This window comes from Amycolatopsis sp. NPDC114504 (assembly GCF_055633595.1).
In genome coordinates this window covers 582,777-604,914 of sequence record NZ_JBVKDU010000006.1, presented here as the reverse complement: position 1 = coordinate 604,914, position 22,138 = coordinate 582,777, and the positions used below count along the sequence as shown (strand labels likewise).

General features: G+C 71.0%; 27 protein-coding genes. 9 read left to right on the top strand and 18 right to left on the bottom strand.

Annotated features, from left to right (window positions below; genetic code table 11):
* The first annotated feature begins 4 nt into the window (after positions 1–4).
* From ACZ7PG_RS44655 to ACZ7PG_RS44635, 5 genes are all read left to right on the top strand, one after another.
* The gene (locus tag ACZ7PG_RS44655; RefSeq protein ID WP_470245271.1) at positions 5–970 is read left to right on the top strand and encodes a class I SAM-dependent methyltransferase; all 966 of its coding nucleotides are present in this window, start codon (positions 5–7) and stop codon (positions 968–970) included.
* Positions 971–2,131 (top strand): class I SAM-dependent methyltransferase, encoded by a 1,161-nt coding sequence (locus tag ACZ7PG_RS44650; RefSeq protein WP_470245270.1) that lies wholly within the window; start codon positions 971–973, stop codon positions 2,129–2,131. It begins immediately after the preceding gene.
* A gap of 96 nt (positions 2,132–2,227) precedes the next feature.
* Complete coding sequence (locus ACZ7PG_RS44645) at positions 2,228–2,992, top strand: HAD family acid phosphatase (RefSeq protein ID WP_470245269.1); 765 nt, start codon at positions 2,228–2,230, stop codon at positions 2,990–2,992.
* A gap of 65 nt (positions 2,993–3,057) precedes the next feature.
* Positions 3,058–3,438: a DUF427 domain-containing protein gene (locus tag ACZ7PG_RS44640; RefSeq protein ID WP_470245268.1), complete on the top strand. Its 381-nt coding sequence runs from the start codon at positions 3,058–3,060 to the stop codon at positions 3,436–3,438.
* Position 3,439: 1 nt separating this feature from the next.
* Entirely contained in the window at positions 3,440–4,285 is an 846-nt protein-coding gene (locus ACZ7PG_RS44635; RefSeq protein WP_470245695.1) for a LysR family transcriptional regulator, read from the top strand.
* A 6-nt stretch (positions 4,286–4,291) separates the two neighbouring features.
* On the opposite strand, the gene ACZ7PG_RS44630 is transcribed toward ACZ7PG_RS44635, so the two are convergent.
* Together ACZ7PG_RS44630 and ACZ7PG_RS44625 are read right to left on the bottom strand one after the other, a co-directional pair.
* Positions 4,292–5,047 carry a TRADD-N-associated membrane domain-containing protein gene (locus ACZ7PG_RS44630; protein WP_470245267.1) on the bottom strand — a complete coding sequence of 252 codons (756 nt, stop codon included), beginning with the start codon at positions 5,045–5,047 and terminating at the stop codon, positions 4,292–4,294.
* Between the two features lie 113 nt (positions 5,048–5,160).
* Entirely contained in the window at positions 5,161–6,126 is a 966-nt protein-coding gene (locus tag ACZ7PG_RS44625; RefSeq protein WP_470245266.1) for a chitinase, read from the bottom strand.
* A gap of 138 nt (positions 6,127–6,264) precedes the next feature.
* Here ACZ7PG_RS44625 and ACZ7PG_RS44620 point away from each other — a divergent pair, with 138 nt between their 5' ends.
* Positions 6,265–6,783, top strand: a complete 519-nt coding sequence (locus ACZ7PG_RS44620; RefSeq protein ID WP_470245265.1) for a GNAT family N-acetyltransferase — start codon at positions 6,265–6,267, stop codon at positions 6,781–6,783.
* 426 nt (positions 6,784–7,209) lie between these two features.
* Here ACZ7PG_RS44620 and ACZ7PG_RS44615 read toward each other — a convergent pair whose 3' ends face one another.
* The 8 genes from ACZ7PG_RS44615 to ACZ7PG_RS44580 all read right to left on the bottom strand — a co-directional run bounded on the left by ACZ7PG_RS44615 (position 7,210) and on the right by ACZ7PG_RS44580 (position 13,517).
* Entirely contained in the window at positions 7,210–8,682 is a 1,473-nt protein-coding gene (locus ACZ7PG_RS44615) for an FAD-dependent monooxygenase (protein ID WP_470245264.1), read from the bottom strand.
* 10 nt (positions 8,683–8,692) lie between these two features.
* The gene (locus ACZ7PG_RS44610) at positions 8,693–9,268 is read right to left on the bottom strand and encodes a PadR family transcriptional regulator (RefSeq protein WP_470245263.1); all 576 of its coding nucleotides are present in this window, start codon (positions 9,266–9,268) and stop codon (positions 8,693–8,695) included.
* Positions 9,269–9,309: 41 nt separating this feature from the next.
* Positions 9,310–9,738: a MarR family winged helix-turn-helix transcriptional regulator gene (locus ACZ7PG_RS44605; protein WP_470245262.1), complete on the bottom strand. Its 429-nt coding sequence runs from the start codon at positions 9,736–9,738 to the stop codon at positions 9,310–9,312.
* 42 nt (positions 9,739–9,780) lie between these two features.
* Positions 9,781–10,575, bottom strand: a complete 795-nt coding sequence (locus tag ACZ7PG_RS44600) for a hypothetical protein (RefSeq protein ID WP_470245261.1) — start codon at positions 10,573–10,575, stop codon at positions 9,781–9,783.
* Between the two features lie 59 nt (positions 10,576–10,634).
* Positions 10,635–11,405 (bottom strand): maleylpyruvate isomerase family mycothiol-dependent enzyme, encoded by a 771-nt coding sequence (locus tag ACZ7PG_RS44595; RefSeq protein ID WP_470245260.1) that lies wholly within the window; start codon positions 11,403–11,405, stop codon positions 10,635–10,637.
* A gap of 42 nt (positions 11,406–11,447) precedes the next feature.
* The gene (locus ACZ7PG_RS44590; RefSeq protein ID WP_470245259.1) at positions 11,448–12,659 is read right to left on the bottom strand and encodes an RNA polymerase sigma factor; all 1,212 of its coding nucleotides are present in this window, start codon (positions 12,657–12,659) and stop codon (positions 11,448–11,450) included.
* On the bottom strand, positions 12,659–13,054 hold the full coding sequence (locus tag ACZ7PG_RS44585; RefSeq protein ID WP_470245258.1) for a YciI family protein: 396 nt from the start codon (positions 13,052–13,054) through the stop codon (positions 12,659–12,661). The genes ACZ7PG_RS44590 and ACZ7PG_RS44585 overlap by 1 nt, the downstream gene beginning before the upstream one ends.
* Before the next feature lie 67 nt (positions 13,055–13,121).
* Positions 13,122–13,517 (bottom strand): MmcQ/YjbR family DNA-binding protein, encoded by a 396-nt coding sequence (locus ACZ7PG_RS44580; protein ID WP_470245257.1) that lies wholly within the window; start codon positions 13,515–13,517, stop codon positions 13,122–13,124.
* 22 nt (positions 13,518–13,539) lie between these two features.
* Here ACZ7PG_RS44580 and ACZ7PG_RS44575 point away from each other — a divergent pair, with 22 nt between their 5' ends.
* Positions 13,540–14,691: an MFS transporter gene (locus ACZ7PG_RS44575; protein ID WP_470245256.1), complete on the top strand. Its 1,152-nt coding sequence runs from the start codon at positions 13,540–13,542 to the stop codon at positions 14,689–14,691.
* Here ACZ7PG_RS44575 and ACZ7PG_RS44570 read toward each other — a convergent pair.
* Complete coding sequence (locus tag ACZ7PG_RS44570) at positions 14,681–15,313, bottom strand: winged helix-turn-helix transcriptional regulator (protein WP_470245255.1); 633 nt, start codon at positions 15,311–15,313, stop codon at positions 14,681–14,683. The two genes, ACZ7PG_RS44575 and ACZ7PG_RS44570, sit on opposite strands and share 11 nt — an antisense overlap.
* A 60-nt stretch (positions 15,314–15,373) precedes the next feature.
* On the opposite strand from ACZ7PG_RS44570, the gene ACZ7PG_RS44565 reads away from it, so the two are divergent.
* A complete protein-coding gene (locus ACZ7PG_RS44565) occupies positions 15,374–15,742 on the top strand; it encodes a VOC family protein (RefSeq protein ID WP_470245254.1) in 369 nt (122 codons plus the stop codon).
* Here the strand turns inward: ACZ7PG_RS44565 and ACZ7PG_RS44560 are convergent.
* Positions 15,739–16,275, bottom strand: a complete 537-nt coding sequence (locus ACZ7PG_RS44560; protein ID WP_470245253.1) for a hypothetical protein — start codon at positions 16,273–16,275, stop codon at positions 15,739–15,741. The genes ACZ7PG_RS44565 and ACZ7PG_RS44560 overlap by 4 nt on opposite strands.
* Before the next feature lie 69 nt (positions 16,276–16,344).
* On the opposite strand from ACZ7PG_RS44560, the gene ACZ7PG_RS44555 reads away from it, so the two are divergent.
* On the top strand, positions 16,345–17,166 hold the full coding sequence (locus ACZ7PG_RS44555) for an MBL fold metallo-hydrolase (protein WP_470245252.1): 822 nt from the start codon (positions 16,345–16,347) through the stop codon (positions 17,164–17,166).
* A 134-nt stretch (positions 17,167–17,300) separates the two neighbouring features.
* Here the strand turns inward: ACZ7PG_RS44555 and ACZ7PG_RS44550 are convergent, their stop codons facing one another.
* From ACZ7PG_RS44550 to ACZ7PG_RS44525, 6 genes are all read right to left on the bottom strand, one after another.
* The gene (locus ACZ7PG_RS44550) at positions 17,301–18,446 is read right to left on the bottom strand and encodes an RNA polymerase sigma factor (protein ID WP_470245694.1); all 1,146 of its coding nucleotides are present in this window, start codon (positions 18,444–18,446) and stop codon (positions 17,301–17,303) included.
* A gap of 2 nt (positions 18,447–18,448) precedes the next feature.
* Complete coding sequence (locus ACZ7PG_RS44545) at positions 18,449–18,889, bottom strand: VOC family protein (protein WP_470245251.1); 441 nt, start codon at positions 18,887–18,889, stop codon at positions 18,449–18,451.
* 9 nt (positions 18,890–18,898) lie between these two features.
* Positions 18,899–19,396, bottom strand: coding sequence for a pyridoxamine 5'-phosphate oxidase family protein (locus ACZ7PG_RS44540; protein WP_470245250.1), 498 nt, complete (start codon positions 19,394–19,396; stop codon positions 18,899–18,901).
* An 86-nt stretch (positions 19,397–19,482) separates the two neighbouring features.
* Positions 19,483–19,890: a YciI family protein gene (locus ACZ7PG_RS44535; protein ID WP_470245249.1), complete on the bottom strand. Its 408-nt coding sequence runs from the start codon at positions 19,888–19,890 to the stop codon at positions 19,483–19,485.
* A gap of 97 nt (positions 19,891–19,987) precedes the next feature.
* Positions 19,988–21,100 carry a C40 family peptidase gene (locus ACZ7PG_RS44530; RefSeq protein WP_470245693.1) on the bottom strand — a complete coding sequence of 371 codons (1,113 nt, stop codon included), beginning with the start codon at positions 21,098–21,100 and terminating at the stop codon, positions 19,988–19,990.
* A 47-nt stretch (positions 21,101–21,147) separates the two neighbouring features.
* A complete protein-coding gene (locus ACZ7PG_RS44525) occupies positions 21,148–22,110 on the bottom strand; it encodes a nucleoside hydrolase (RefSeq protein ID WP_470245248.1) in 963 nt (320 codons plus the stop codon).
* Between the last annotated feature and the right edge of the window lie 28 nt (positions 22,111–22,138).

Genomic DNA, 22,138 nt, shown 5'->3' with positions numbered 1-22,138 from the left:
CGCCTTGACCGACGTGAACGACCCGGCCCCGAACCCGCACGCCACCGCGGAAGAGGTCCAGGCGGCCTACGCCGACCCCAAGCTGGCGAACGTGCTGTACCACGACTGGGAAGCCGGCACCTACGACGAGAAGTGGTCGATCTCGTACGACGAGCGCTGCATCTCCTACGCCACCGACGTGTTCAACGCCGTCGCGGGCGACGACGGCCAGCCCTACCAGCACGCGATGGAGCTGGGCAGCGGCACCGGCTTCTTCCTGCTGAACCTCATGCAGGGCGGCGTCGCCAAGAAGGGCTCGGTCACCGACCTCTCGCCCGGCATGGTCCAGGTCGCGCTGCGCAACGCCGAGAAGCTCGGCCTCGACGTCGACGGCCGGGTCGCCGACGCCGAGCGCATCCCGTACGAGGACAACACGTTCGACCTCGTCGTCGGGCACGCCGTGCTGCACCACATCCCGGACGTCCAGGCGGCGTTCCGCGAGGTGCTGCGCGTGCTCAAGCCGGGCGGCCGGTTCGTCTTCGCCGGCGAGCCGACCAAGGTGGGCGACTTCTACGCCCGCAAGCTCGGCCAGTTCACCTGGTTCCTGACCACCCGCGTGACGAAGCTGCCCGCGCTGAGCGGCTGGCGCCGTCCGCAGGAGGAGCTCGACGAGTCCTCCCGCGCGGCCGCACTGGAAGCCGTCGTTGACATCCACACCTTCGACCCGTCGGAGCTGGAGTCGTGGGCCCGCGGGGCCGGCGCGCAGGATGTCCACGCGGTCACCGAGGAGTTCGCGGCCGCGCTCGCGGGCTGGCCGATCCGGACGTTCGAGGCCGCGGTGCCGCAGGAGAAGCTGACCGTCCGCTGGCGGCTGTTCGCCTACAAGCTGTGGCTGCGGCTGTCCGCTGTGGACAAGAAGCTGCTGTCGAAGATCCTGCCGCGCGAGCTGTTCTACAACGTGATGATCACCGGGACCAAACGGCCGTCCTGAGTGTCCTTCGCGTTCACGGTCGACGACGTCGCCTACCTGCGCTCCGGCGCCGGGACGGCGGCGCTCGCCGAGGTGTCGGCGCTGCCGCTCACCGACCACATCGCCGCCGTCGCCGCTGTTCGTCGCCTGGTGGGTGAGGAGCATGCGGCTTCGGTGCTCGAAACCGTGCTGCTGCGCCGGAAAGCCGTCGGCAAACTGTCCGGTGTGGACTGGCTGTTCACCTCGGACGCGCTCCAGCAGGCGAGCGCGTCGCCGGTCGCCCGGCACCGGGCTTCGCGCCTGGCGGGGCTCGACGTCCACGACGTCACGTGTTCCGTGGGCGCGGACCTGGTCGAGATCGCCCGGGTGGCGCGGCGGGCGCTCGGGTCCGATGTGGACCCGGTGCGGCTGGAAATGGCGCGGCACAACGGAATCGCCGCGGGTGTCTCGTTCGGGCTCGCCCACGCCGACGCGCTGCGCCCGGTCAGCCGCGCCGGGGTCGTCGTCGCCGATCCGGCCCGCCGTGACTCCGCCGGCCGCCGGGCGTGGAAACCCGCGGACTTCACGCCGCCGCTGGACGAGCTGGTCGCGGCGTACCCGGGGCGCGCGCTGTCCGTGAAGTGCGCGCCGGGCCTCGACTTCGCGATCACCCCGTGGGCCGAAGAGGTCGAGCTGGTGTCCCTCGACGGCCAGGTCCGCGAGTCCTGCCTCTGGCGCGGCCTGGGCACCGGCGTCACCCGACGGGCGACCGTGCTGCGCTCGGACGGGACACAGTGGACGGTCACCGATGCCGAACCGGACGAACTGCCCACGCGCGAGCCGGGGGAGTGGATCGTCGACCCGGACGGTGCCGTCGTCCGGGCCGGGCTGGTCCGCCACTACGCGGCGCGGCACGGGCTGTGGCAGCTGGACGAACGCATCGCGTACCTGACCGGTGACACCCCGCCGCCGGGCGTGCGGGCCTTCCGCGTCCTGGAGCACGGGCCCTACACCGAGAAAGCGCTCAAATCCGTCCTCAAGCGACACGACGTCGGCCGGCTGGAAATCCTGGTCCGCGGCCTCGACGTCGACCCGGATGCCTTGCGGCGGCGACTGAAACCCCGTGGCGCCGCGGAGGCGTCCGTCGTGCTCACGCGGATCGGGCGGTCTCCGGTGGCTTTCCTCTGCCGCGCCGAAAGATGACGCGCCGAAAGGTGAACGGAAACTTTCGAGGGGTGGAACTCCGGGTGAACGTGACGTAGGTTCCCCGAGTCGTCAAGTCTTCACTGGAGGGTCGCCGTGTCCGGAAAATGGTCAGGTCTCGTCAAGCTCGCCGCCGCCGCGGCCATCGGCGCCACCGTCGCCTCGGGGGCCACCGCGCTGGCCGGCTCGGACGACGCGACCGCCGCCCGCTCGAAGGAGCCGGCCAACATCGGCCAGGTCAAGCTCGACGTCAAGGCCTACTACGGCGACTACCTCGACGCCGCCGGCAAGCACCACTACTCCGACACGAGCCGCTTCGTGAAGGACACCAACCGCGTGGTCACGGACGCGAAGCGCTACCTGCAGCAGCAGCTGGGCCGCGTCAAGAACCCGGCGATCGTGCTGGACGTCGACGACACCGCCGAGGTCACCTACGGCTGGGAGGCCGACAACGACTTCGGCTTCGACCCGGTCAAGCAGCAGCAGGCCATCGACAACGGCACGTTCGTCTCGAACAAGCCGGTGCTGGAGCTGGCCAACTGGGCCGTGCAGCACGGCGTCAAGCTGTACTTCCTGACCGGCCGCAACGAGCTGCAGGGCCCGCAGTCGCTGAAGAACCTGGCCAACGAGGGCTACCCGGCCCCGGCCGGCGCGTTCTTCAAGCCGAAGGTGACCGTGCCGGACTACCTGCCGTGCGGGCTGACCTGCACCACCGTCCAGTACAAGTCGGGCACGCGGGCGCACATCGAGGCGACCGGCGCGAAGATCGTGCTCAACGTCGGCGACCAGTTCAGCGACCTCGAGGGCGGCTACGCGCTGCACCCGACCAAGCTGCCGAACCCGATGTACTACCTGCCCTGATCCTCCGGAATAACCACCGGGTCCCGGGTGCTGCTCCTTCTACACGACTTTTTCGAGGAGCTGACATGCCGGAGAAGAAGGTGCTGGTCCCGGGCCCGGACCACCCGATCACCGTCGAGCCGACCAAGGCGCGCGTGGTGGTCAAGGCGGGCGGGCGCGTCGTGGCCGACAGCCGCAACGCGCTGACGCTGCAGGAGTCGAACTACCCGGCGGCGCAGTACATCCCGCGGGCGGACGTCGACTTCAGCGTGCTGGAGCGGACCGACCACGAGACGTACTGCCCGTACAAGGGCGACAGCAGCTACTACAGCCTGAACGTCGGTGACGTGAAGGCGGAGAACGCGATCTGGACGTACGAGAAGCCGTACGACGCGGTCGCGGCGATCAAGGACCACGTCGCGTTCTACCCGAACGTCGTGGACTCGATCGAGCTGGTCGAGGACTGACCTGGACCTCGACCTGCTGAGGACGTTCCTGGCCGTACACCGGGCGGGATCGCTGACCGGCGCGGCGCCGTCGCTGGGGTTGTCCCAGCCGACGGTGACCGCCCAGGTCAGAGCCCTCGAAGAGCAGCTCGGACGGCAGTTGTTCGTCCGGCGCGCCCGCGGCGTCACGCCGACCCCGGCGGCCGACGAACTGGCCGCCCGGGTGGCCCCGCACGTCGACGCGCTGTCGTCGCTGACCGTGGGCGAGATCGATCCGTTCGCCGAGCCGGTGCACCTGGCCGGGCCGGCCGAGCTGACGACGGCTCGTGTCCTGCCGGCGTTGGCGGGTCTGGTCGCTTCGGGGCTGAAGCTACGGGTGACGTTCGGCCTGGCCGACGACCTGCTGGCGGGTCTTTCGCAGCGCCGGTTCGACCTGGTGGTCTCCACGATCCGTCCGCGCGGCCGCGGCCTCACAGCGACGCCGCTGACGGACGAGGAGTTCGTCCTGGTCGGCCCGCGCGGCTTCACCGGCGACCCGCGTACGGCGCCGCTGGTGGCCTACGCCGAAGACCTGCCGATCATCCGGCGTTACTGGCGTTCGGTGCTGGGGGTGCGGCCGCCCACCGGACCCGCCGTCGTGGTGCCGGACCTGCGCGGTGTCCTGACGTGCGTGCTGGCCGGGTTCGGCGTCAGTGTGCTGCCGAAGTACCTGTGCGCGGCCGAGCTGGCGTCCGGCTCGCTGGTCGCCTTGCTCGAGCCGGAGGAGCCACCGATCAACACGTTGTTCGTGGTGAGTCGTGCGGAACCCTGCCGGGCGGGGCCCGCGGCGGTGCGGGACGCTCTGCTCGCGGACGCCGCCCGATGGTGACCCGGTTCAGTGGGCGGTCGGTCCGGAACCGGAGTTCGCGAGCCCCAGCGCGACGTCGACGAGCAGCTTGTCCCGCAGATCTTGGTCGGACACACGATCGACCAAGCCGATGGCGTCCCGCCGTCCTCGGTCCGCCCACATGTCCTGCTGCAGGCTGGAGGTCTGCTTCTCCATGTGCGCCAGCGCCTTGGTGGCCTGGCGGTGGAACAGGACGCCCACCGCGTTCGTGACGACCCCGGCCGCACTCACGATCAGCGAGATCTGCACCCCGTTCCCGAGCGCGTCGCTCGCCCCCGAGACCACGGCCAGGACGACGCCGATCACGATGACCGACATGCCGAGCCAGGACGATCGCCGGCTGTCGGCGGAGCTGCTGCGCGCTTCGACCAGACCGTGCGCGTAGTACTCGATGAGCAGCTTGGTGAACCGGACTTCCTGGGGGGCGGTGGCGGCAGAGGTGCCCCCGTCGAAGTTCGCGAGCTGTCGCAGCCGCTCGCGCTCGGAGTTCACCGCCCGCGCGTGGTTCTCCTCGGCGTTGAGCGTCGACCTCATGGTGAGGGCGAGGCTCCCGACCGCGAGGATCAGGCCGGCGCAGGCGACGAAGACGGAGACTTGCTTCCCGAAGTCCGACGACGTCTTGAAGACGTACGTGGCGCCTGCCGCGACGAATCCGGCCGCCAGTGCGGCGGCGATGATCCGGGTCAGGGGAGGCCGTGCCCGGTCGGGCTCGGCTTCGGGCGAGTCGGGAATCGCGGTCGGCATGGTTCCCCAGTCGGACCGCCCGCGTGTCGCGTTACCGACGATCACCCCTCGAGGGGCCACCACCGGGCGGGGTCTGCGGGACGCACCCCGCCCGGTGGTGGCTCAGCGTCGATTCAGCCGGTGTAGCCCGCGAAGATCTTCGCGAACTCGTACTTCGACTGCGGAACGTTGGTGCACTTGTAGAGCGCGCCGGTGCACGCGTTGGCGTCGCGGCCGGCCTCCCAGAACGACAGCATGCCGAGGTGCACGGTCTTCGCGAAGGCCACCAGCGCCTTCGCGTCCTTCTGGTAGAAGATCTCGTTCTGCGAGTCGTTGACGCCGATCATCGGGGTCACGCCGACCTTCTTCCACGCCGCCGCGTCGCTCAGCCCGTACAGCGACTTGAGCTGCGCCTGCGTGGCCTTGGCCGCGGAAATCGCTTTCGCGCCCTGGTCGCCGGCACCCTGGTAGTAGTCCATGGCCATGATGTTGACCAGGTCGAGGGTGACGCCGGCGTTCTTGGCGGCCTTGACGACGTTGAGCCCGTTGGCGTCGAGGCCGGTCGGCAGCGCCGGCAGCGTCAGCGAGATCTTCAGGCCCGGGTTGTTGGTCTGAAGCGTCTTCATGGCTTGAGAGCGGCGGGTGATCGACGCCGGGTCCGCGACGGCCGCGCCCTCGATGTCGAAGTCGGCGTACTTGAGGCCATAGGCCTTGACGACGGCGTCGTACTCGGCCGCGACCTGCGCGGACGTGCTGCACGCCTGGGCCAGCTCGATGCCGGACGCGCCGCCGAAGGAGATCTTGACGTCGCCGCCGGCGTTGCGGATCTTGGTGATCTCGTCCTTCTGCCAAGCCGTGCGCGGGTCGTAGGCGCCGAACCAGCTGGCCTTGCAGCCGTAGGAGTTGACGAAGGCGAGCGTGAAGCCCTTGACGCCACTGGCGGCGGACATCGCCGAAAGGCTCGGGGTGGGCCAGGCCCCCATGTCGACATAGGGCCCGACGGGAATCGGCGACCCGGCGGCGGCTTCGGCGGGGGAGCCGAGCCCGGTGCTCACGAGCGCGAGACCGGCCAGGCCGGCCAGCAGGGAACGAAGACGCATGGTGGAACCTCCACGACGACGAGCGCGGCGGCGGGGATTTCCGGACATAATTGGTATAGACCATTAACGTGGTCCGAACCATAGGCCGAACGGGCTACCTGGGTGACCGCGGGTAACGGGCGGCCTAGAGTTCCGGTGGTGCTGATCACCACGGAAAGGCTCACGCTCCACGCGTGGGCCGAGGAGTACTTCGACGGGTTGTTCGCGATGGCGCAGATCCCGGAGACGGTCCGGTACGTCGGAACGGGCGAGCCGTGGACCCACGAGTACACACTGGCCAAGCACCAGGCAACGCTCGCCCACTGGGCGACGTACGACTTCGGCTGGTTCGCGATATCGGCGGCCCCGGGCTCGTTCGACGGAGTGGTGTCGTTGGTCCACCGCAGCCCCATCGAGTCCGGCGTGGGATCCCCGGCGGTGGAGATGGGCTGGTGGATAGCCCCATCATCCTGGGGCCGCGGCTACGCAACCGAAGCCACAACGGCGGTCCGCGACCACGTGTTTTCATCGGGGTTCGCAGACCGTCTGATGGCGGTGTACGAGCCGGCGAACAAGGCATCGGCGCGGGTGGTGGAGAAGCTGGGGTTTACGCCGCACAGCCGTTTCACGCTTGATGGACGGGTCGAGCAGCGGGCGGTCCTGGATCGCCCGAGCTGACCTGTCCACAGGGTGGCCCGGATGTGGACAACTCGGTGCCCACCGAGCGATCCCGGCGGATTTGACCTACCTCACCGATAGACTGGACTCGGGGACGCCCCCCAGGGAAGGGCGGGGGCTGCTGCGAGTTCGGCGCGTTCCCATCGGCGGGTTGTGAGCGTTCTGACCTCGGTCTCACCCACGCCCAGCCGCTGCCTTCGCAAGTCCTGCCAACATTGCCGCGGTTCCGCCGGTCAGCGTCGCCGAGGCCGGACCGCGGCTCGGTTCAGCCCGCGGGCCGGAACCCCGGCGACCGTGTGCCAATGCCGATTCTGATGCGCTCAACCCCCAAATCGGCATTGCGCTCACAATCGACGAGCGCCGACACTCGGTTCCCCCGATGCTCACCGCGAAGGTCGCGACACTGCCGGCGCGGATCCGCCCCAATCACTCACCGCCGACCAACAGACCCCCGGAAGCCGTCGAAAGAGCGGAGGCCGCATCACCGATCCACCGGTGCACCGCCTCCGCCAGCCCCTCGTCGCCCGAGCCCGGCGTACCCACCCAAGCCACATGCCCATCCGGCCGCAGCAACACCGCATCAATGTCCGAAATGGACGGAGCCACCGCGAAGATCACCTCAACCACCGACGACCATCCGGCCAAGGCCCCCGTCAGATCAAGCAAAACCGGACGCCCCGAGTGCAGCAACGCGGCCAACTGCGTCTCGGTCGAAGAGACCACCAACGGCACATCCGGCGCCAACCGCCCCAACCACGGATGCCCGCCCGGCTCGTAACACGCGTCCAACCCCGTGATGATCTCGGCCAGCGCCCGATTCCCCGCCGGGTGCGCGGCAACCCGGCGCATCAGGTCGGCCCACGGCGCGTCGCCGGCTTCCTCCAGCTCCACCTGCGCCCGCGTGTTCGCCAGAATCCGCGCGCCCGCCGCGTGCCGCTCGGTGTGGTAGGTGTCCAGCAGTCCTTCCGGGGCCGTCCCGTGCACCGTCGCCGCGAGCTTCCAGCCCAGGTTGAACGCGTCGTCGAGTGCCACGTTCACCCCGATCGCCCCGGCCGGCGGGTGGATGTGCGCCGCGTCGCCCGCCAGTAGCACCCGGCCCTCGCGATAGTGCGTCGCCAGGCGTGCCGCGTCGCCGAAACGCGTCAGCCAGCGCGGCGAACGCAGCTCGACGTGCCGGTCGAGGACCGCGTCCACCTGTGCCTGCAGCCGTTCGAGCGTCACCGGCGCGTACTTGTCGGCCGGCGGGTCGTCCTCGCGCACCACGATCCGGACGTACCCCGGCCGCGGGATGACGAACAGCGTGCGCCCGTCCGGTCCGGTCGAAACCCCGTACGGCAGCTCGCATTCGACGTCGCCGAGCAGCGCGTACCAGCGCGCGTCGACGCCCGGGAAGCCGATCCCGGCCTGCTTGCGCACCTCGCTGCGCCCGCCGTCGCACCCCACCAGGAAGCGCGCGGAGATCGTGCGGCCGAACTGTCCGTTGTGGACAATGCTGGAAACGCTTTCCGGGGACTGCGTGAACGACCGCAGCTCGTGGCCCCGCAGGATTTCGACGCCGAGGTCGGCGGCCCACCCCTCTAGGACCTCCTCGACGCGGGTCTGCGGGATCCCCAGCGAAAACGGGTGATCGGTCGCGGCGTCGGCGAGCAGCAGCGGGCCGGGCAGACCCGTGACCGGCGCGTGCGGCACCCGGTGGCCTTCGGCGACCAGGCCCTCCGCCAGCCCGCGGCGGGCGAGCAGGTCCAGCGAGCGCGAGTTGAGGTTGAAGCCGCGGCAGTACGGCGGCCGCGAGGGATGGCGTTCGACGATCGTGGTGCGGACACCCGCCAGCGCGAGCTCCGCGGCCAGGAACAAGCCGGCGGGACCGGCGCCGGCGACGAGCACATCAGTTTCGAGCACGAGTTTCCCCTCAGGAGTGGTCGGGCCAGGGCAGGGAGCCGGCGCGGATTTCGGCGGCGGTGGCGCGGGCCCAGTCGAGCTCGGCCTGCCACGCGTGCCGGACGAACTCGACCTCGATCATGAACAGCCGCGGCGCGCCCTTGCCGACGGTCTCGTCGAGGGCGGTGTTCGCGCCGTCGATGCGGTCGGCGAGGTGGCGGGCGCGTTCCTCCAGCGCGTCGGCGGCGCGCTCCGGGCCGAGCGCGCCGAGGTAGCTCACCGCCGCGACGAACTTCGGGTACTCCGCGACCGGCTCGCGGACCAGCTCGTCGAGCCACGCGACGAACTCCTGACGGCCGAGCTCGGTGTGCGCGTAGACCGTCCGCTCCGGCCGGTTGCCGTCCCGGACGGTCTCGACGGGCTCGATCCAGCGGTGCTTCGCCAGCGACTCCACGGTGTCGTAGAGCGAGCCGGGGTTGATCTTGAAGCTGGTGTCCTTGAAGCGCTCGCGCAACGTGGATGCCATTTCGTACGGGTGCATCGCGCGTTCCAGCAGCAGGCCGAGCAGGGCCAGTGCGAGGGTGTTGCGGATCTTGCGTGGTGGCACTAGTCGCTCCCTATTGGTCGGAACCGACTATACGACGTTCGTCAAGTCAGGTTCTCGACGCAGGTGCGCAGCAGGCCGGCCAGGTAGCGCCGCTGGTCGGCCGACAGGTCGCCGAGCATCTCTTCCTCGACCTGCGTGACCAGCTCCTCGGCGGCGCGCAGCTTCGCCCGGCCGGACGTCGTCAGGGCGACCGGCCGCGCCCGGCCGGTGCTCGCCTGCTCGGCCACGGTGACCAGCCCCGCCGACCGCAGTCCGCTGAGGACGTCCCGCAGGGACTGCCGGGTGACGAACGTGATCCGCGCGAGCTCGGCCGACGACGCGCCGGGGTGGTCGTCGAGCGCGCGCAGCACGGCGTACTGCGACATCGACAGCTCCATGGGGCGCAGACGATCGGTGCAAGCCTGGTGCAGCGCCTGCTGGGCGCGTTTGATCAGGTAACCGGGGCGGTCGCCGGTCAGGGGTTGACTCATGACAGGAACCTTACGCAAGCTACCTACGTAAGGATCCTGACGTCAGCGCACGTCGAGCGCGGTCACCTCGGAAACGTAGCGGCCACCCTTGACGTCGCCGAGCGGGACGAGCCTCGGCAGCGCGAGTGGAACGCCGTCCTCCGCCGTGGACAGCAGGAGCGGACGGCCGCCGGTGCGCTCCTCGGCGAGCGTCACGGCGGCGCCGTAGCCGTCTTCGCCGACGGCGACCACCGCCGTGTCCGGTCGCGGGACCACGCCGGCGATCAGCAGCACGAGCGCGAGCGACGGCCCGGTCTCGGTGTGCGTCTGCTGGCCGGTGCCCGAGGCGAAGGTCGCCGTCACCGTGTGGGACGGCAGGTGGGCCAGCAGCGCCGGCGGCAGCGTCACGGACCGGTGGCCGGTCGTGATCCGCACCGCTCGCTCGGCAGCGGTCGCGGCGGAAACGGCGACGTGAACCCGCCGGACGTCGCCGACACTCCGGCTGCGGTCTTGGTCGCCGGGGACGACCAGGTCGATCCCGTGGTCCGTCGTCAGGACAGCGGGGTGGTTCCCGAACGCCGGGTCCAGCTCCGCGAGGGCGAACGTCACCGCCCGGTGGGCCGACCCGGTGACGGTCACCGTGACGCGCAGCGCGGTGTTCTTCCCGGGCGGCAGCAGCGGCGCCGCCGCGGTGACGAGCTTGGCCAGATCGCCGCCGAAGGTCTTCAGCTGTGAAGCGGTGTACGGCGCCGGGGTGGCGACCGCGCCGTCGACCGTCACTGTCCGGGTCGACGCGCCGGCCGGTGCGACGGTCCCCGCCAGCAACGCGGCGGAAAGGGCGAGCACACGGATCAGCATCCGGCCTCCTCGGGTCCGCAGGTGCGGAAGGAACGCCGAATTCTAGCCGAGCGCGCGGTTCACCAGGTCGTGTTCTCCCGCCAATGCCCGAACAGCTTCGCGTCGCCCGAAATCGTCAACCGCGGGTCGTCCTCGGCGATCCGGCCGGTCAGAGCCAGGAGCAGGTCGATGGCGCGACCTTCGACGACGACGTCGGCCTCGGCGGCTTCGAGACTCACCTCGACGCTCGACGGCGTCCGTCGCGCGAGCCAGCGGACGTCGGGTTCGGTCGACCGGAACAGCAGGGTCTCGCCGGTGCCCCGCAGCGCGGTCCGGTCCATCGCCGGGTGCTCCAGACGCGAGAAGACGGACACGAGGTCGAGGCCCTCGGAGATCCCGTCCGCGGCGAGGTCGCCGTCGACTTCGTACGGCGCGCCGGTCGCGAACGCCGCGTCCGCGCGGTGGACGACGGTCTCGTGGGTGAGCCGGCGCGTCCAGAACCCCGCGCGGCGATCGGGGGTCCAGGTCGACGTCGGCGTCTCTGGTCCGACATCGGCAACGGCTTCCACCAGTCGTTCCGCCCCCTCGACCAGCCAGCCGCCGAGGGCGTCGAAGCCCGGCGGATCGCCGACCTCGACCGAGTCGAACGGCACGTACCCGGTTGGTCGGCTTTCGACGATCGCGGCGGACTTGTGGTAGGCCAGCCCGACGTGACAGGTCAGGTCGCGCAGGGTCCATTCGGGACAGGTCGGGACGCGGACGTCCGGGGCGGCGCCCTCGATCGCCATCCCGAACTCTTCCGCCTCGGCGATGAGCGCCTCGGCCAGCCGATCGTGGCTCAGGGACTTCACCCGGCCACCGTAGTGGGAACCGAGGCGTCCGCGGGAGGGTTTTCAGCTGCTCCGGCCCGATTTCCGCAGCCGCGCGGCGCGCGTCAGGAGATAGCGCTGTTCCGGGGTGTTGGTGGTCCGCGCGGCCGCGGCGTCGTAGTGCCGGACGGCGCCGTCGACGTCCCCGGCCAGCTCCAGCAGGTGCGCGCGGACGGCGTCGGGCCGGTGCCCGCTCAGCTCGAGCGTCTCCAGCAGCGCTAGTCCGGCGTCGGGCCCGTGGACCATCGCCGTCGCGATCGCGCGGTTGAGCGTGACCACTGGGTTGTCGCTCAGCCGCTCCAACAGCCGGTAGGTCCCCAGGATCCGGTCCCAGTCGGTGTCTTCGACGCGCGGCGCGATGTCGTGCGCGGCGGCGATCGCGGCCTGCAGCCGGTACTCGCCCGCGTCGCCGAGCGCGAGCGCCTCCGTGACCAGCGCGACGCCCTCCCGGATCTGCGCGCGGTCCCACTTCGCCCGGTCCTGCTCGGCCAGCGGCACCAGTTCGCCGGACGGCCCGGTCCGCGCGGGGCGCCGCGCGTCCGTGAGCAGCATCAACGCCAGCAGACCGGTGACTTCGCCGTCTTTCGGCAACGTCGCGTGCAGCAGCCGGGTCAGCCGGATCGCCTCGCCGGAGAGCTCGGTGCGGTGCAGGCGGCTGCCCGCGCTGCTCGTGTAGCCCTCGTTGAACACCAGGTAGAGCACGTGCAGGACCGACCGCAGCCGGGCTTCGCGCTCGTCGTCGTCCGGCAGCCGGAACGGCACGTCCGACGCCTTGATCCGCGCCTTGGCCCGGCTGATCCGCTGGGCCATGGTCGCTTCGGGGACCAGGAACGCGCCGGCGATCTCGGTCGTGGTCAGGCCGCCGACCGCGCGCAGCGTCAACGCGATCGCCGACGCCGGAGTCAGCGCCGGGTGGCAGCACAGGAACAGCAGGACGAGGGTGTCGTCGCGATCCGGGACATCCGGCGACGGCGGTTCGAGCGCCGCCGCGTCCTCCCGGCGGCGACGGGCCTGGTCGCTGCGGAGCTGGTCGGTCATCCGGTTGACGGCGGCCTGGAGCAGCCACGCGCGCGGGTTGTCCGGCAACCCGTCGGACGGCCAGTGCCGCGCGGCCGCGAGCAGCGCCTCCTGCACGGCGTCCTCCGCGGCGCCGAAGTCGCGGAAGCGCCGCGCGACGACGCCGAGGACCTGCGGCGCGAGCGTCCGCAGCAGGTCCTCGACCCCTTCGGCGGCCATCAGGCGGGCGCGCTCATCACCTGGCGGACCTCGATCGGCTGCCGGATCGGCACGCCGCCCGGCCCGGGCGCGGCCGACGCCTTCGCCGCGATCTCCAGCGCGCGCTCCTCGCTCTCGACGTCGACGACCCAGTAGCCGGCCAGCAGCTCCTTGCCCTCCGGAAATGGTCCGTCGGTGACCACGGGGCTGGTCCGGCCGTCGGAGACCACGGTCTTCGCCAGGTCGGGCCCGGCCAGTCCCTGCGCGTCGACGAGCTCGCCCTTGTCCCGCAGTTCGGCGTCGAGGGCGTGCTGGAAGTCGATGTGCGCGCGGATGTCCTCCGGCGGCCATTCGCCCATCGGCAGGTCGCAGTCGGTGCCCCCGCTGTAGCTCATCAGCAGCATGTACTTCGCCATGATCGGCTCCTCTCGTCGCGCCCCGGCGGCGCGTTCACGGGAAAGGACGGAGTCCGGCCCGCGGTCTCTACACAGTTCGCCGATTTTCCAGCCACGTTTTCGCCAGCCGCTTCGGCGCCCGGCATAACCAGGCCTCGACCAGCACTTCTTCGAGCGTCGGCAGGTCGATCCGGTCGAGCTCGACGAGGATCGCGGGGAAGCCGCGGAAGTGCGGGGTGGTGAAGAAGACGGCCGGGTCGTCGGCGATCAGCGCGTCCTTGACCCCGACGTCCGGCACGTAGGCGCAGAGCACCGGCCCGGTGGGCGCCCGCGCGCCGAGCGCCTCGACGTCGCCCTTGCGCAGCGGGCGCTCCCAGGCGAACCCCTTCTTACCGATCTGCCAGGCCAGATGCCCGCGGGAGCTGTCCTCGACGACCTCGGGCAGCCCGCGCGCGATCCGGCCGGCGTCGTCCCAGCCGGCCATGGAGGTCAGGATAATCGCCGAAGTGACCGGGGAACTGAAACGCGCTCGCCTGGGAGTTTCCGTCGTCTTCGCCGTGTGCGGCGCCGCGTTCGCGACCTGGCTGGCGCGGGTGCCGGCGGTCCAGGAGCAGCTGGGACTGACCACCGGCAAGCTGGCGATGGGGCTCTTCGGCCTCGCCCTGGGTTCGGTGGTCGCGCTAGTGGGAGCGGGGGCGCTGCTCACCCGGATCGGCAGCCGCGCGGCCGTGACCCTCGGCGCGGTGATCCTGTGCGGCGGGCTGCCGCTGGTGGCGTTCGCGTGGTCCGCGCCGGTGTTCGTCGCCGCGCTCGTCGTGCTCGGCGTGGGCAACAGCCTCCTCGACGTCGCGATGAACGCCCACGCGGCCCGCGTCGAGGAGGGCTACGGGCGCCCGATCTTCGCCGGCTTCCACGCGTTCTGGAACATCGGCGGACTCGCGGGGTCCGGCGTCGACGCGCTGATGGAGGCCCTGCACGTCCCGGTCTCGGTGCACTTCCCGATCGCGGGCGCGGTGCTGCTCGCGCTGGCGCTGTGGGGCCGCGCGCTGTTCCTCTCCGGTGCCGACCGCGGTCAGGGTGACGCGGCGTTCGCGTGGCCGAGCCGGGCGCTGGTGCCGCTCGGTGCGATCGCGTTCTGCGGGTTCGTCGCCGAGGGCGCGGTCAACAGCTGGAGCGCGGTGTACCTCGCGGACGTCACCGGAGCGACGCCCGCGCTCGCGTCACTGGGCTACTTCGCATTCTCCGGGACGATGATCGCGGTTCGCCTGGTCGCCGACCGCGTGGTGGCCCGCACGGGCGCGGTGCGGTTCGTCCACGTGGCGACCACAGTCGCGGTGCTCGGTTTCGGCGTGGTCCTTTTCGCGCCATGGCCGGTCGCGGTGGTGTTCGGCTTCGCGGTGGTCGGCCTCGGCGTGGCCGGAATCGTGCCGATCGCGTGGAGCGTGGCGAGCCGCAAGCAGGCGGACGCGCCGGGCCGCGCGGTGGCCGCCGTCGCCGCGTGCGGGTACCTGGGGTTCCTGGTGGAGCCGGTGCTGGTGGGCGCGCTGGCGACGAGGGTCGGGCTGCACTGGGCGTTGTCGTCGGCGGTCGTGGTCACTTTCGCGATCGTGTTCCTGGCGCCGTCGCTGCGGGTGCGGGAAGGGGTGCTCACGCGCTGAGCGTTTCGCGCAGCAGCCGCCGGACGGCCTTCTTGTCCCCTTCGACGACCACACGGCCGTCGCGGATCGCCGCGTCCAGGTCGGACGGTACTTCGAGCAGCGCGTTCAACGTCGGCGGATCGGTCCGGATCGTCGCGTCCGGGTCGGTGGGTTCGCCCGGCTCGACCGTCAGCCGGCCCGGCTCGGTGCGGACCGTCCACACGCGGGCGTCCAGTTCGACGCGGTAGCGGGCGCTGGAGCGCGGACGGGCGAAGCCGCGGAGGAAGAGCAGCACGGACGTGGTGCCGAGGTGCGCCGCCGGCGGAAGGGAGAGCCGGCCGCCCCACGCGCCCAGCGCCAGGACGATCGGCTCCAGCTCGCGACCCCACTCGGTCAGTTCGTAGACCGTCGACGCCGCCGGGGGCGGCAGCTGCCGGCGGGTCACCACGCCGTGGCCTTCCAGCTCGCGGAGCCGATCGGTGACCAGGTTCGAGCTGGCGCCCGGCAGCGCGCGGCGGACGTCGGAGAAGCGCTGCGGCCCGAGCAGCAGCTCGCGCACGACGAGCAGCGCCCAGCGTTCCCCGACGACGTCCAGTGCGCGGGCGATGGTGCAGGCGTCCCCATAGCTGCGGCTCGTCGGCATGGTTCTAATCTACAAGTCTGAGGTTGTTTTTAACAACTACGACGGCGTACGGTGGCTGCCATGGGCAATCCGGTCGTGCACTTCGAGATCATCGGCACCGACCCCGCGGGACTGCGCGGCTACTACGGCGAGCTGTTCGGCTGGGAGTACGACACGTCGGGCCCGGTTTCGGACCAGGTGTCGGAAGCGGGCAACTACGGCTTCGTCGAAACGGAGACGATCCCGGGTGGCGTCGGCGGCGGCGCTGGACACGAGAGTCACGTGGTGTTCTACGTGGGCGTCCCGGACGTCGCGGCAGCGTTGGCCGAGGCCGAACGCCTCGGCGGAACGCGCCGGCTGGGCCCGGCCCGCGCGCCGGGGCGGGACCTGGTCGTCGCCCACTTCACCGACCCCGAGGGCAACCTGATCGGGCTCGCCGGCCCGGCTTAGAGGTCCGGCGCCGTGCCCTGGACATCGGCGCGACACGCTTCGAGGAACCGGTCGCCGGCTTCGCTGATGCCGGTCAGCACGTGGTCGAGACTGGCGCGCCGCACCGTGGTCTCGCCGGAGTCCAGTTCCGCGAGGATGGCGTTCACCCCGTTGCGGGCCACCTTCCACAGCTCCTTGCCGCGCCGGCGTGGTTCTTCGGTGCCGAACAGGGCGACCTGGTTGTGCGCCTTGCGCAGCTCGTTGCGCCGTTCGCGCCACCGGGACTCGATCTCGTCGCGGTTCTCCTGCAGCTTGACGAATTCCGACCGGATCAGCTGGAAAGCCTCTTCGCCCGCGTTCGACAGGCCCGCGTAGGCCTTGACCCGTTCGTCGCGCAACCAGTTGGCGTGATCGGCCGCGCGCTTCTGCGCCTCGGCGCGCCGGGTCGCCTTCAGCTTGCGTGCCTCCACGAGCGTGGTGGTCAGCAGCGTGAGCACGACGCCGCCGAGCGTCGATCCCACGGTGATCAGCTGCGTGGTCGTCCCCGAGTCCATGGCGGGATTGTCGCAGCACTCGCGGATCGGGCTTGACCTCGACCTTGCTGGAGCTTCAAGACTGGCGTCATGACGATCTGGATCTGCGGAACCTGCGGGGTCGAACACCCCGACACCGAACAACCCCCGGCCGGCACCTGCGCCATCTGCGCCGACGACCGCCAGTGGGTGCCCGCCTCCGGGCAGGTGTGGACAACGCTCGACAAGCTCTCGGCCGGCGGCCACGACGTGGTGCACGAGGAGCTGGAGCCGGGGCTGCACCGGTTCAACCGCGAACCGCCGTTCGGCATCGGCCAGTGGACGCACCTGGTCCGCACCCCCGAGGGCAACCTGTTGTGGGACCCGCCGAACCACCTGGACGAGGCGCTCGCGACCAAGCTCGAAGCCCTCGGCGGCGCCGCGGTGATCGTCGCGAGTCACCCGCACATGTACGGCTCCCAGGTCAGCTGGAGCCACCGGCTCGGCGGCGTCCCGGTGCTGGTGCACGCGGCCGACCGCCAGTGGGTGCGGCGCGAGGACCCGGTGATCCGGGAGTGGTCCGGCACGGAGCGGGTCCTCCCGGGCGTGACGCTCGTCGAGGCAGGCGGCCACTTCCCGGGCGCCGCGGTGGCCCACGTGGAGAACGAGACGGGCGGAGCTCTGCTGGTCGGCGACACGATGCTGCCGGTGCCGGCGGCGGGCTGGGTGACCTTCATGCGCAGCTACCCCAACAAGATCCCGCTGTCGGCCGGCCTGGTGCAGAGGATCGTGGACAGGCTGGAGCCGTACGAGTTCGACAATCTGTACGGCCTCCTGGGCGGCAAGATCCTGGGCGACGCGAAGGGCGCGGTCCGCAGGTCGGCCGAACGCTACATCGGCTGGGTAAGCGGGGCGAACGACCACCTCGGCTGAGGGAGCGGGCGAAGCTGCCGTCCTGTCCGGAGAACTGGGGGTCGGCCACGTCGGCGGTCGTCGAGCCGATCAGGAGCGTGGCGAGCTCGCTGGTGACCCGACGGCCGCGACCCCAGCCCAACGCGGGCATTCCCTCAGCCCCGCAGCCGCGTGTTGAGCCGGGCAGCCTGTTTGGTCAGATGAGTGCGCTCCGCGAGATTGGCCGCCTTCGCGCCCGCTTCGGCGTACAGCCGCGCCGCCGTTGTCAGGTCGCCGTCGCGCTCGTGGAGGTAGGCCGCCACCGCCGTGTGGCGGGGCAGCTTGTCGTCCAGCTCCGCGAGGGCCGCCAGCCCCGCGCGAGGCCCGTCTGCCTCGCCCACCGCCACCGCGCGGTTGAGCCGGACCACCGGGCTGTCGGTCAGCCGCGCCAGCTCGTCGTACCACTCGACGATCTGCACCCAGTCCGTCTCCCCGGCGGTCGGCGCGTCGGCGTGCAGGGCCGCGATGGCCGCCTGGGCCTGGAACTCGCCCAGCCGGTCGCGGGCGAGCGCCGTCTGCAGGATCCCGACGCCTTCGGCGATCGCCACGGTGTCCCACCGGCCGCGATCCTGTTCGGCGAGCGGCACCAGGCTGCCGTCGGCCGCCGTCCGCCCGGCGCGCCGGGCGTGGTGGAGCAGCATCAGCGCCAGCAGCCCCGCGACCTCGGGGTGGTCGATCGCCGACGCGAGCTGCCGGGTCAGCCGGATCGCCTCGGCGGCCAGGTCGACGTCACCGGAGTAGCCCTCGTTGAAGACCAGGTAGAGGACGCGCAGCACGGTCGCGACGTCGCCGGGCTGCTCGAACCGCACCTGCCCGACCGTGCGCTTGGCCCGGCTGATGCGCTGCGCCATGGTCGCTTCGGGGACCAGATAAGCCTGCGCGATCTGGCGCGTGGTCAACCCGCCGACCGCGCGCAGGGTGAGCGCGACCGCCGAAGACGGCGTCAGCGACGGGTGCGCGCACAGGAAGTACAGCTGGAGCGTGTCGTCCGAGTCGGCCGCCGGGCCGGGCTCCGGTTCGACGTCGACGACGTCTTCACGTCGCCGGCGCGCGGTGTCCGACCGGGCGGTGTCGAGGAACTTGCGCCAGGCGACCGTGATCAGCCAGCCCTTCGGGTCACGCGGCGGTTCGGCCGGCCAGACGCGGAGGGCCTCGACCAGCGCGTCCTGCACGGCGTCCTCCGCCGACGCGAAGTCGGCGCCGCGCCGGACGACGATCCCGAGCACGTGCGGCGTCAGGCTCCGGAGCAGGGCCTCGTCCACTTTCACCCGATCTTTTCGGCCAGCTCGACGATGATCCCCGCGGGGCCGCGCAGGTAGCAGAGCCGGAAGCTGTCTTCGTACTGCGCCACCTCGCCGACGAGCTCGGCGCCGTGGTTCCGCAGGCGGCCGACGACGTCGTCGATGTCCGCCACCTCGAACAGGATGTGCCGGATGCCGGGCGTGTTCGCGGGCGGACCCGGGTCGGCCGCTGGGCCCGACGGCGTCCGGTACCGGATCAGTTCGAGGCAGCCCACGCCGTCCGGGGTCCGCATCATCGCGACGTCCGAGCGGACCCCGTCGAGCCCGTTGATGAGGTCGACCACGCGGCCCTCGACCGTCATGTCACCCTCCGGCCGGAGCCCGAGCTCGGCGAAGAACGCCTTGGCGGCGTCGAGGTCCTCGACGACGACGCCGATGTGCTCGAGCCGCGGAAAGTTCCCCATGGTTTCCTCTCAGACAGGCTGGCGCTCGTCGCGTCGGCGGACGAGCTCTTCGACGGCCGACGGCAGCGTCGTCTCGAAGTCGATCAGCTTGGCCCACGTCGGCGTGACCACGATCCGGACCATGCCGTCGTAAAGCGACCGCACGCCCTCCTCCCACTCCACCCGCTGCTCCGGCGTCATCTCGTAGGTGCCGTTGAACTGCAGGTACTCGTCCGGGATGCCGTCGACGACGTCCAGCTCGACCGTGCCGCGGATCAGCAGCATCTTCGGCGGGTGCACCTCGGTGTCGATCGTCAGGGCGACCGCCGGGTTCCGGCGCAGCGCCGGCAGCTTCGGTGCGTTCGTCGACGTGCACAGGACGATCTGCGAGCCGTTCCAGGTGAACCCGATCGGGATCACGCGGGGCGTGCCGTCGAGGGCGGTGTAGGCCAGCCGGGTCAGATCGCGGGCCAGCAGCTCCCGGCTGTACGGACGGTTCAGGACTTCGTCGATGGCGTTCTGGTGCATGGTGGTCTCCTCGTCGATCGGCGGTGTCTTCGCGCCGGGGACGGAGCTGCAGGAGGTTTCTCGACCAGGTCTGATTGTGACGTGAGTCACTCTGTGATGGTCTGTGTCGCGCCCCAGAACGGACGCACCTCGAGCCACTCGCACACCGGCTTGCCGCCCGCTCCCGGGGCGGCCGACAGCTCCGCGGCCAGCTCGAGAGCGCGCTCGTAGCTGTCGACGTCGATGACCGTCCAGCCGGCGATGAGGTCCTTCGTCTCGGCGAACGGGCCGTCGGTGACCGGCGGGCGGCCCTCGCCGTCGAACCGGACGAACGTCCCCTCGGGGGTGAGCGCCTGGTGCTCGACGAACTCGCCGGTCTCCTCGAGCCGGGTCCCGAAGTCCTGCATGTACTGGATGTGGGCCGAGATCTCCTCCGGCGTCCACTGGTCCATGGGCGCGTCGTTGACGGAAGCCGGGGCGCCTCGGTAGTGCTTCAGCAGCAGGTACTTGGCCATCGTCGTTCTCCTCGGTTCGGGTGCGGCCCATCTTGGCCACGTCCGACCCGGGGACGCAGCCGATCGCGCGTTCTCGACATCGCCTTCGAACTTGTTTTCAGGCCGTCGGGCGGCCCGCTCCGGCGTAGTCGTCGCCGTCCCTGCGGTAGGAGTGCACCTGCACGGCCTGGCCGGTCTGCGGCGCGTCGATCATCTGCTGGTTGCCGATGTAGAGCCCGACGTGGTGGATCTTCGTCGCCGGTTCGCCGTAGAAGATCAGGTCGCCCAGCTGCGGATCGGTCACGTGCGGGACGCTCCGGAACTGCGTGTCGGCCGTGCGCATGAGCTTGAGGCCGGCACTCCCGTACGCCGCGGTCGTCAGGCCGGAGCAGTCGAAGCCCGGGTCGTTGCCGCCGGTGCCGTTGCCGCCCCAGATGTAGGGGAGGCCGATCTTGTCGATGGCGAAGTTCACCGCGCTCAGCACCGCCGGGTTCGGCGCTGCGGAGCCCTGGCCGACCGTGCCGTAGACGTTGACCGTGGCCAGCGTCCGGTGCAGGAACAGCGGCGCCGACTGCAGCTTCGCGACCGAGTCCCACCACGGCTGGCCCTGGGACAGGTCGGTGCCGCCGTCGCACAGCGCCCGGCCGGTGGTCAGCGCGGCGTCGTCGATGTTCTGGACATCGGGCTTCCCGCCCGCGTAGCTCGCCTGGTACTTCGCCCAGATCGCGGGGGAGACCTGCATCGGCCCGGCGGCGTTCGCCGTCGAGACGACCTTGTTGTAGAAGTCGCGCACCTCGATCGTGGCCAGCGGCTTGTCCAGCACGCCGGTGGTGCCGATCTGCCCGCCCTGGGCGCGGCCGTGGTCCGTGGTCACCTTTCCGACCGCGGCCAGCGTCACCCACGACAGGTGGCAGCCCGGGATGTCCTTGCCGATTTTCGTCGTCGCCTTCGCGTAGCCGACCATCGCACGCAACGGGACGTCGAGCCACTGGCTGGTCTTGGACGCCCAGGCGTCGAACTCGCTCGCTTCGGGCACCTTCGGCGGCGCCGACGTCTGCGGGGGCGTGGTCGATTTCGGGACGGACGTCGACTGCGTGACCGTCGCGGCGGCGTTCGTCGCCTCCTGCTGCTTCGGCGCGAACTGGACGCCGACCACGAGCGCGGCGGCGACCACGACCACCGCGGCGACCACGATGGCGGCCTTCCGGCGGCGTGGCCCGTCCTTCTCCACCGGTGCTTCTTCGGGCTCCTCCACCGGCACGACCTCGGACTCGTCGCTCACCGCGCGGCTCCGGTCAACCGGTCGAGGACGAAACCGCGCAGACCGTCGAGGTCGGTGTCCATCGCGACCTCGATCGGGCGGCCGGGACTGAACTGCGGATCGTCCTCGCCGAGTCGTCGCCGATCGACCAGGGTCTGCCCGCGTGCCGGGCCCAGCCCGCAGTCGACGTCGACGCGGTAGGTCTCGGTGTGAAGGATTCCGGGCGAAATCGCCTCCGCGACCGCGACGGCGTCGTGCATGACCATCCGGTCTTCGCCGAACACGCGTGTGTAGTGCTGCCGGTAGGTGGAGGTGAGGCCTTCGAGGGTGGCACCGATCGGCCCCGACGCCGCGAGCTTCGCCAGCCAGTCGGCGTCGACCGCGCAACGGTGGGTGAGGTCGAGCGGCACGAGCACGACCGGGACGTCCTCCTCGACCAGCACGCGGCGGGCCGCCTCGGGGTCGCTCCAGATGTTGAACTCGGCGGCGGTGGTGCTGTTGCCGAACGTCACCCCGCCGCCCATGATCACGAGCCGCCCGATCTTCGCCGCCGCGCCCGGGTGGGCCGCCAGCAGTGCGGCGATGTTCGTCAGCGGCCCGATCGGCGCGATGGTCACCGGCTCGTCGGAGGCTTCGAGCAGGTCCAGCATCAGGCTGACGGCGTCGCGCTCTTCGAGGGGACGGCTCGCCGCGGGCAGCGTGGCGGAATGACCCGACAGGCCGTCGCCGCCGTGGACCTCTTTCGCGTCACGCGGCTTCGAATAGACCAGCGGCCGGGCGGCGCCGGCGGCCACCGGCACGTCGGTGCGTCCGAACAGCTCCAGCAGCCGGCGAGCGTTCGAGGTCGTGCGATCCAGCGGCACGTTGCCGAAAACCGACGTCACGCCCAGCAGGTCGACGTCCGGGGACAGCGCCGCCAGCGCGATCGCCAGCGCGTCGTCGACGCCCGGGTCGGTGTCGATGATCAGCTTCGTGCCCATCCACGCTCCCCTTGCCTGTGAACCCGTC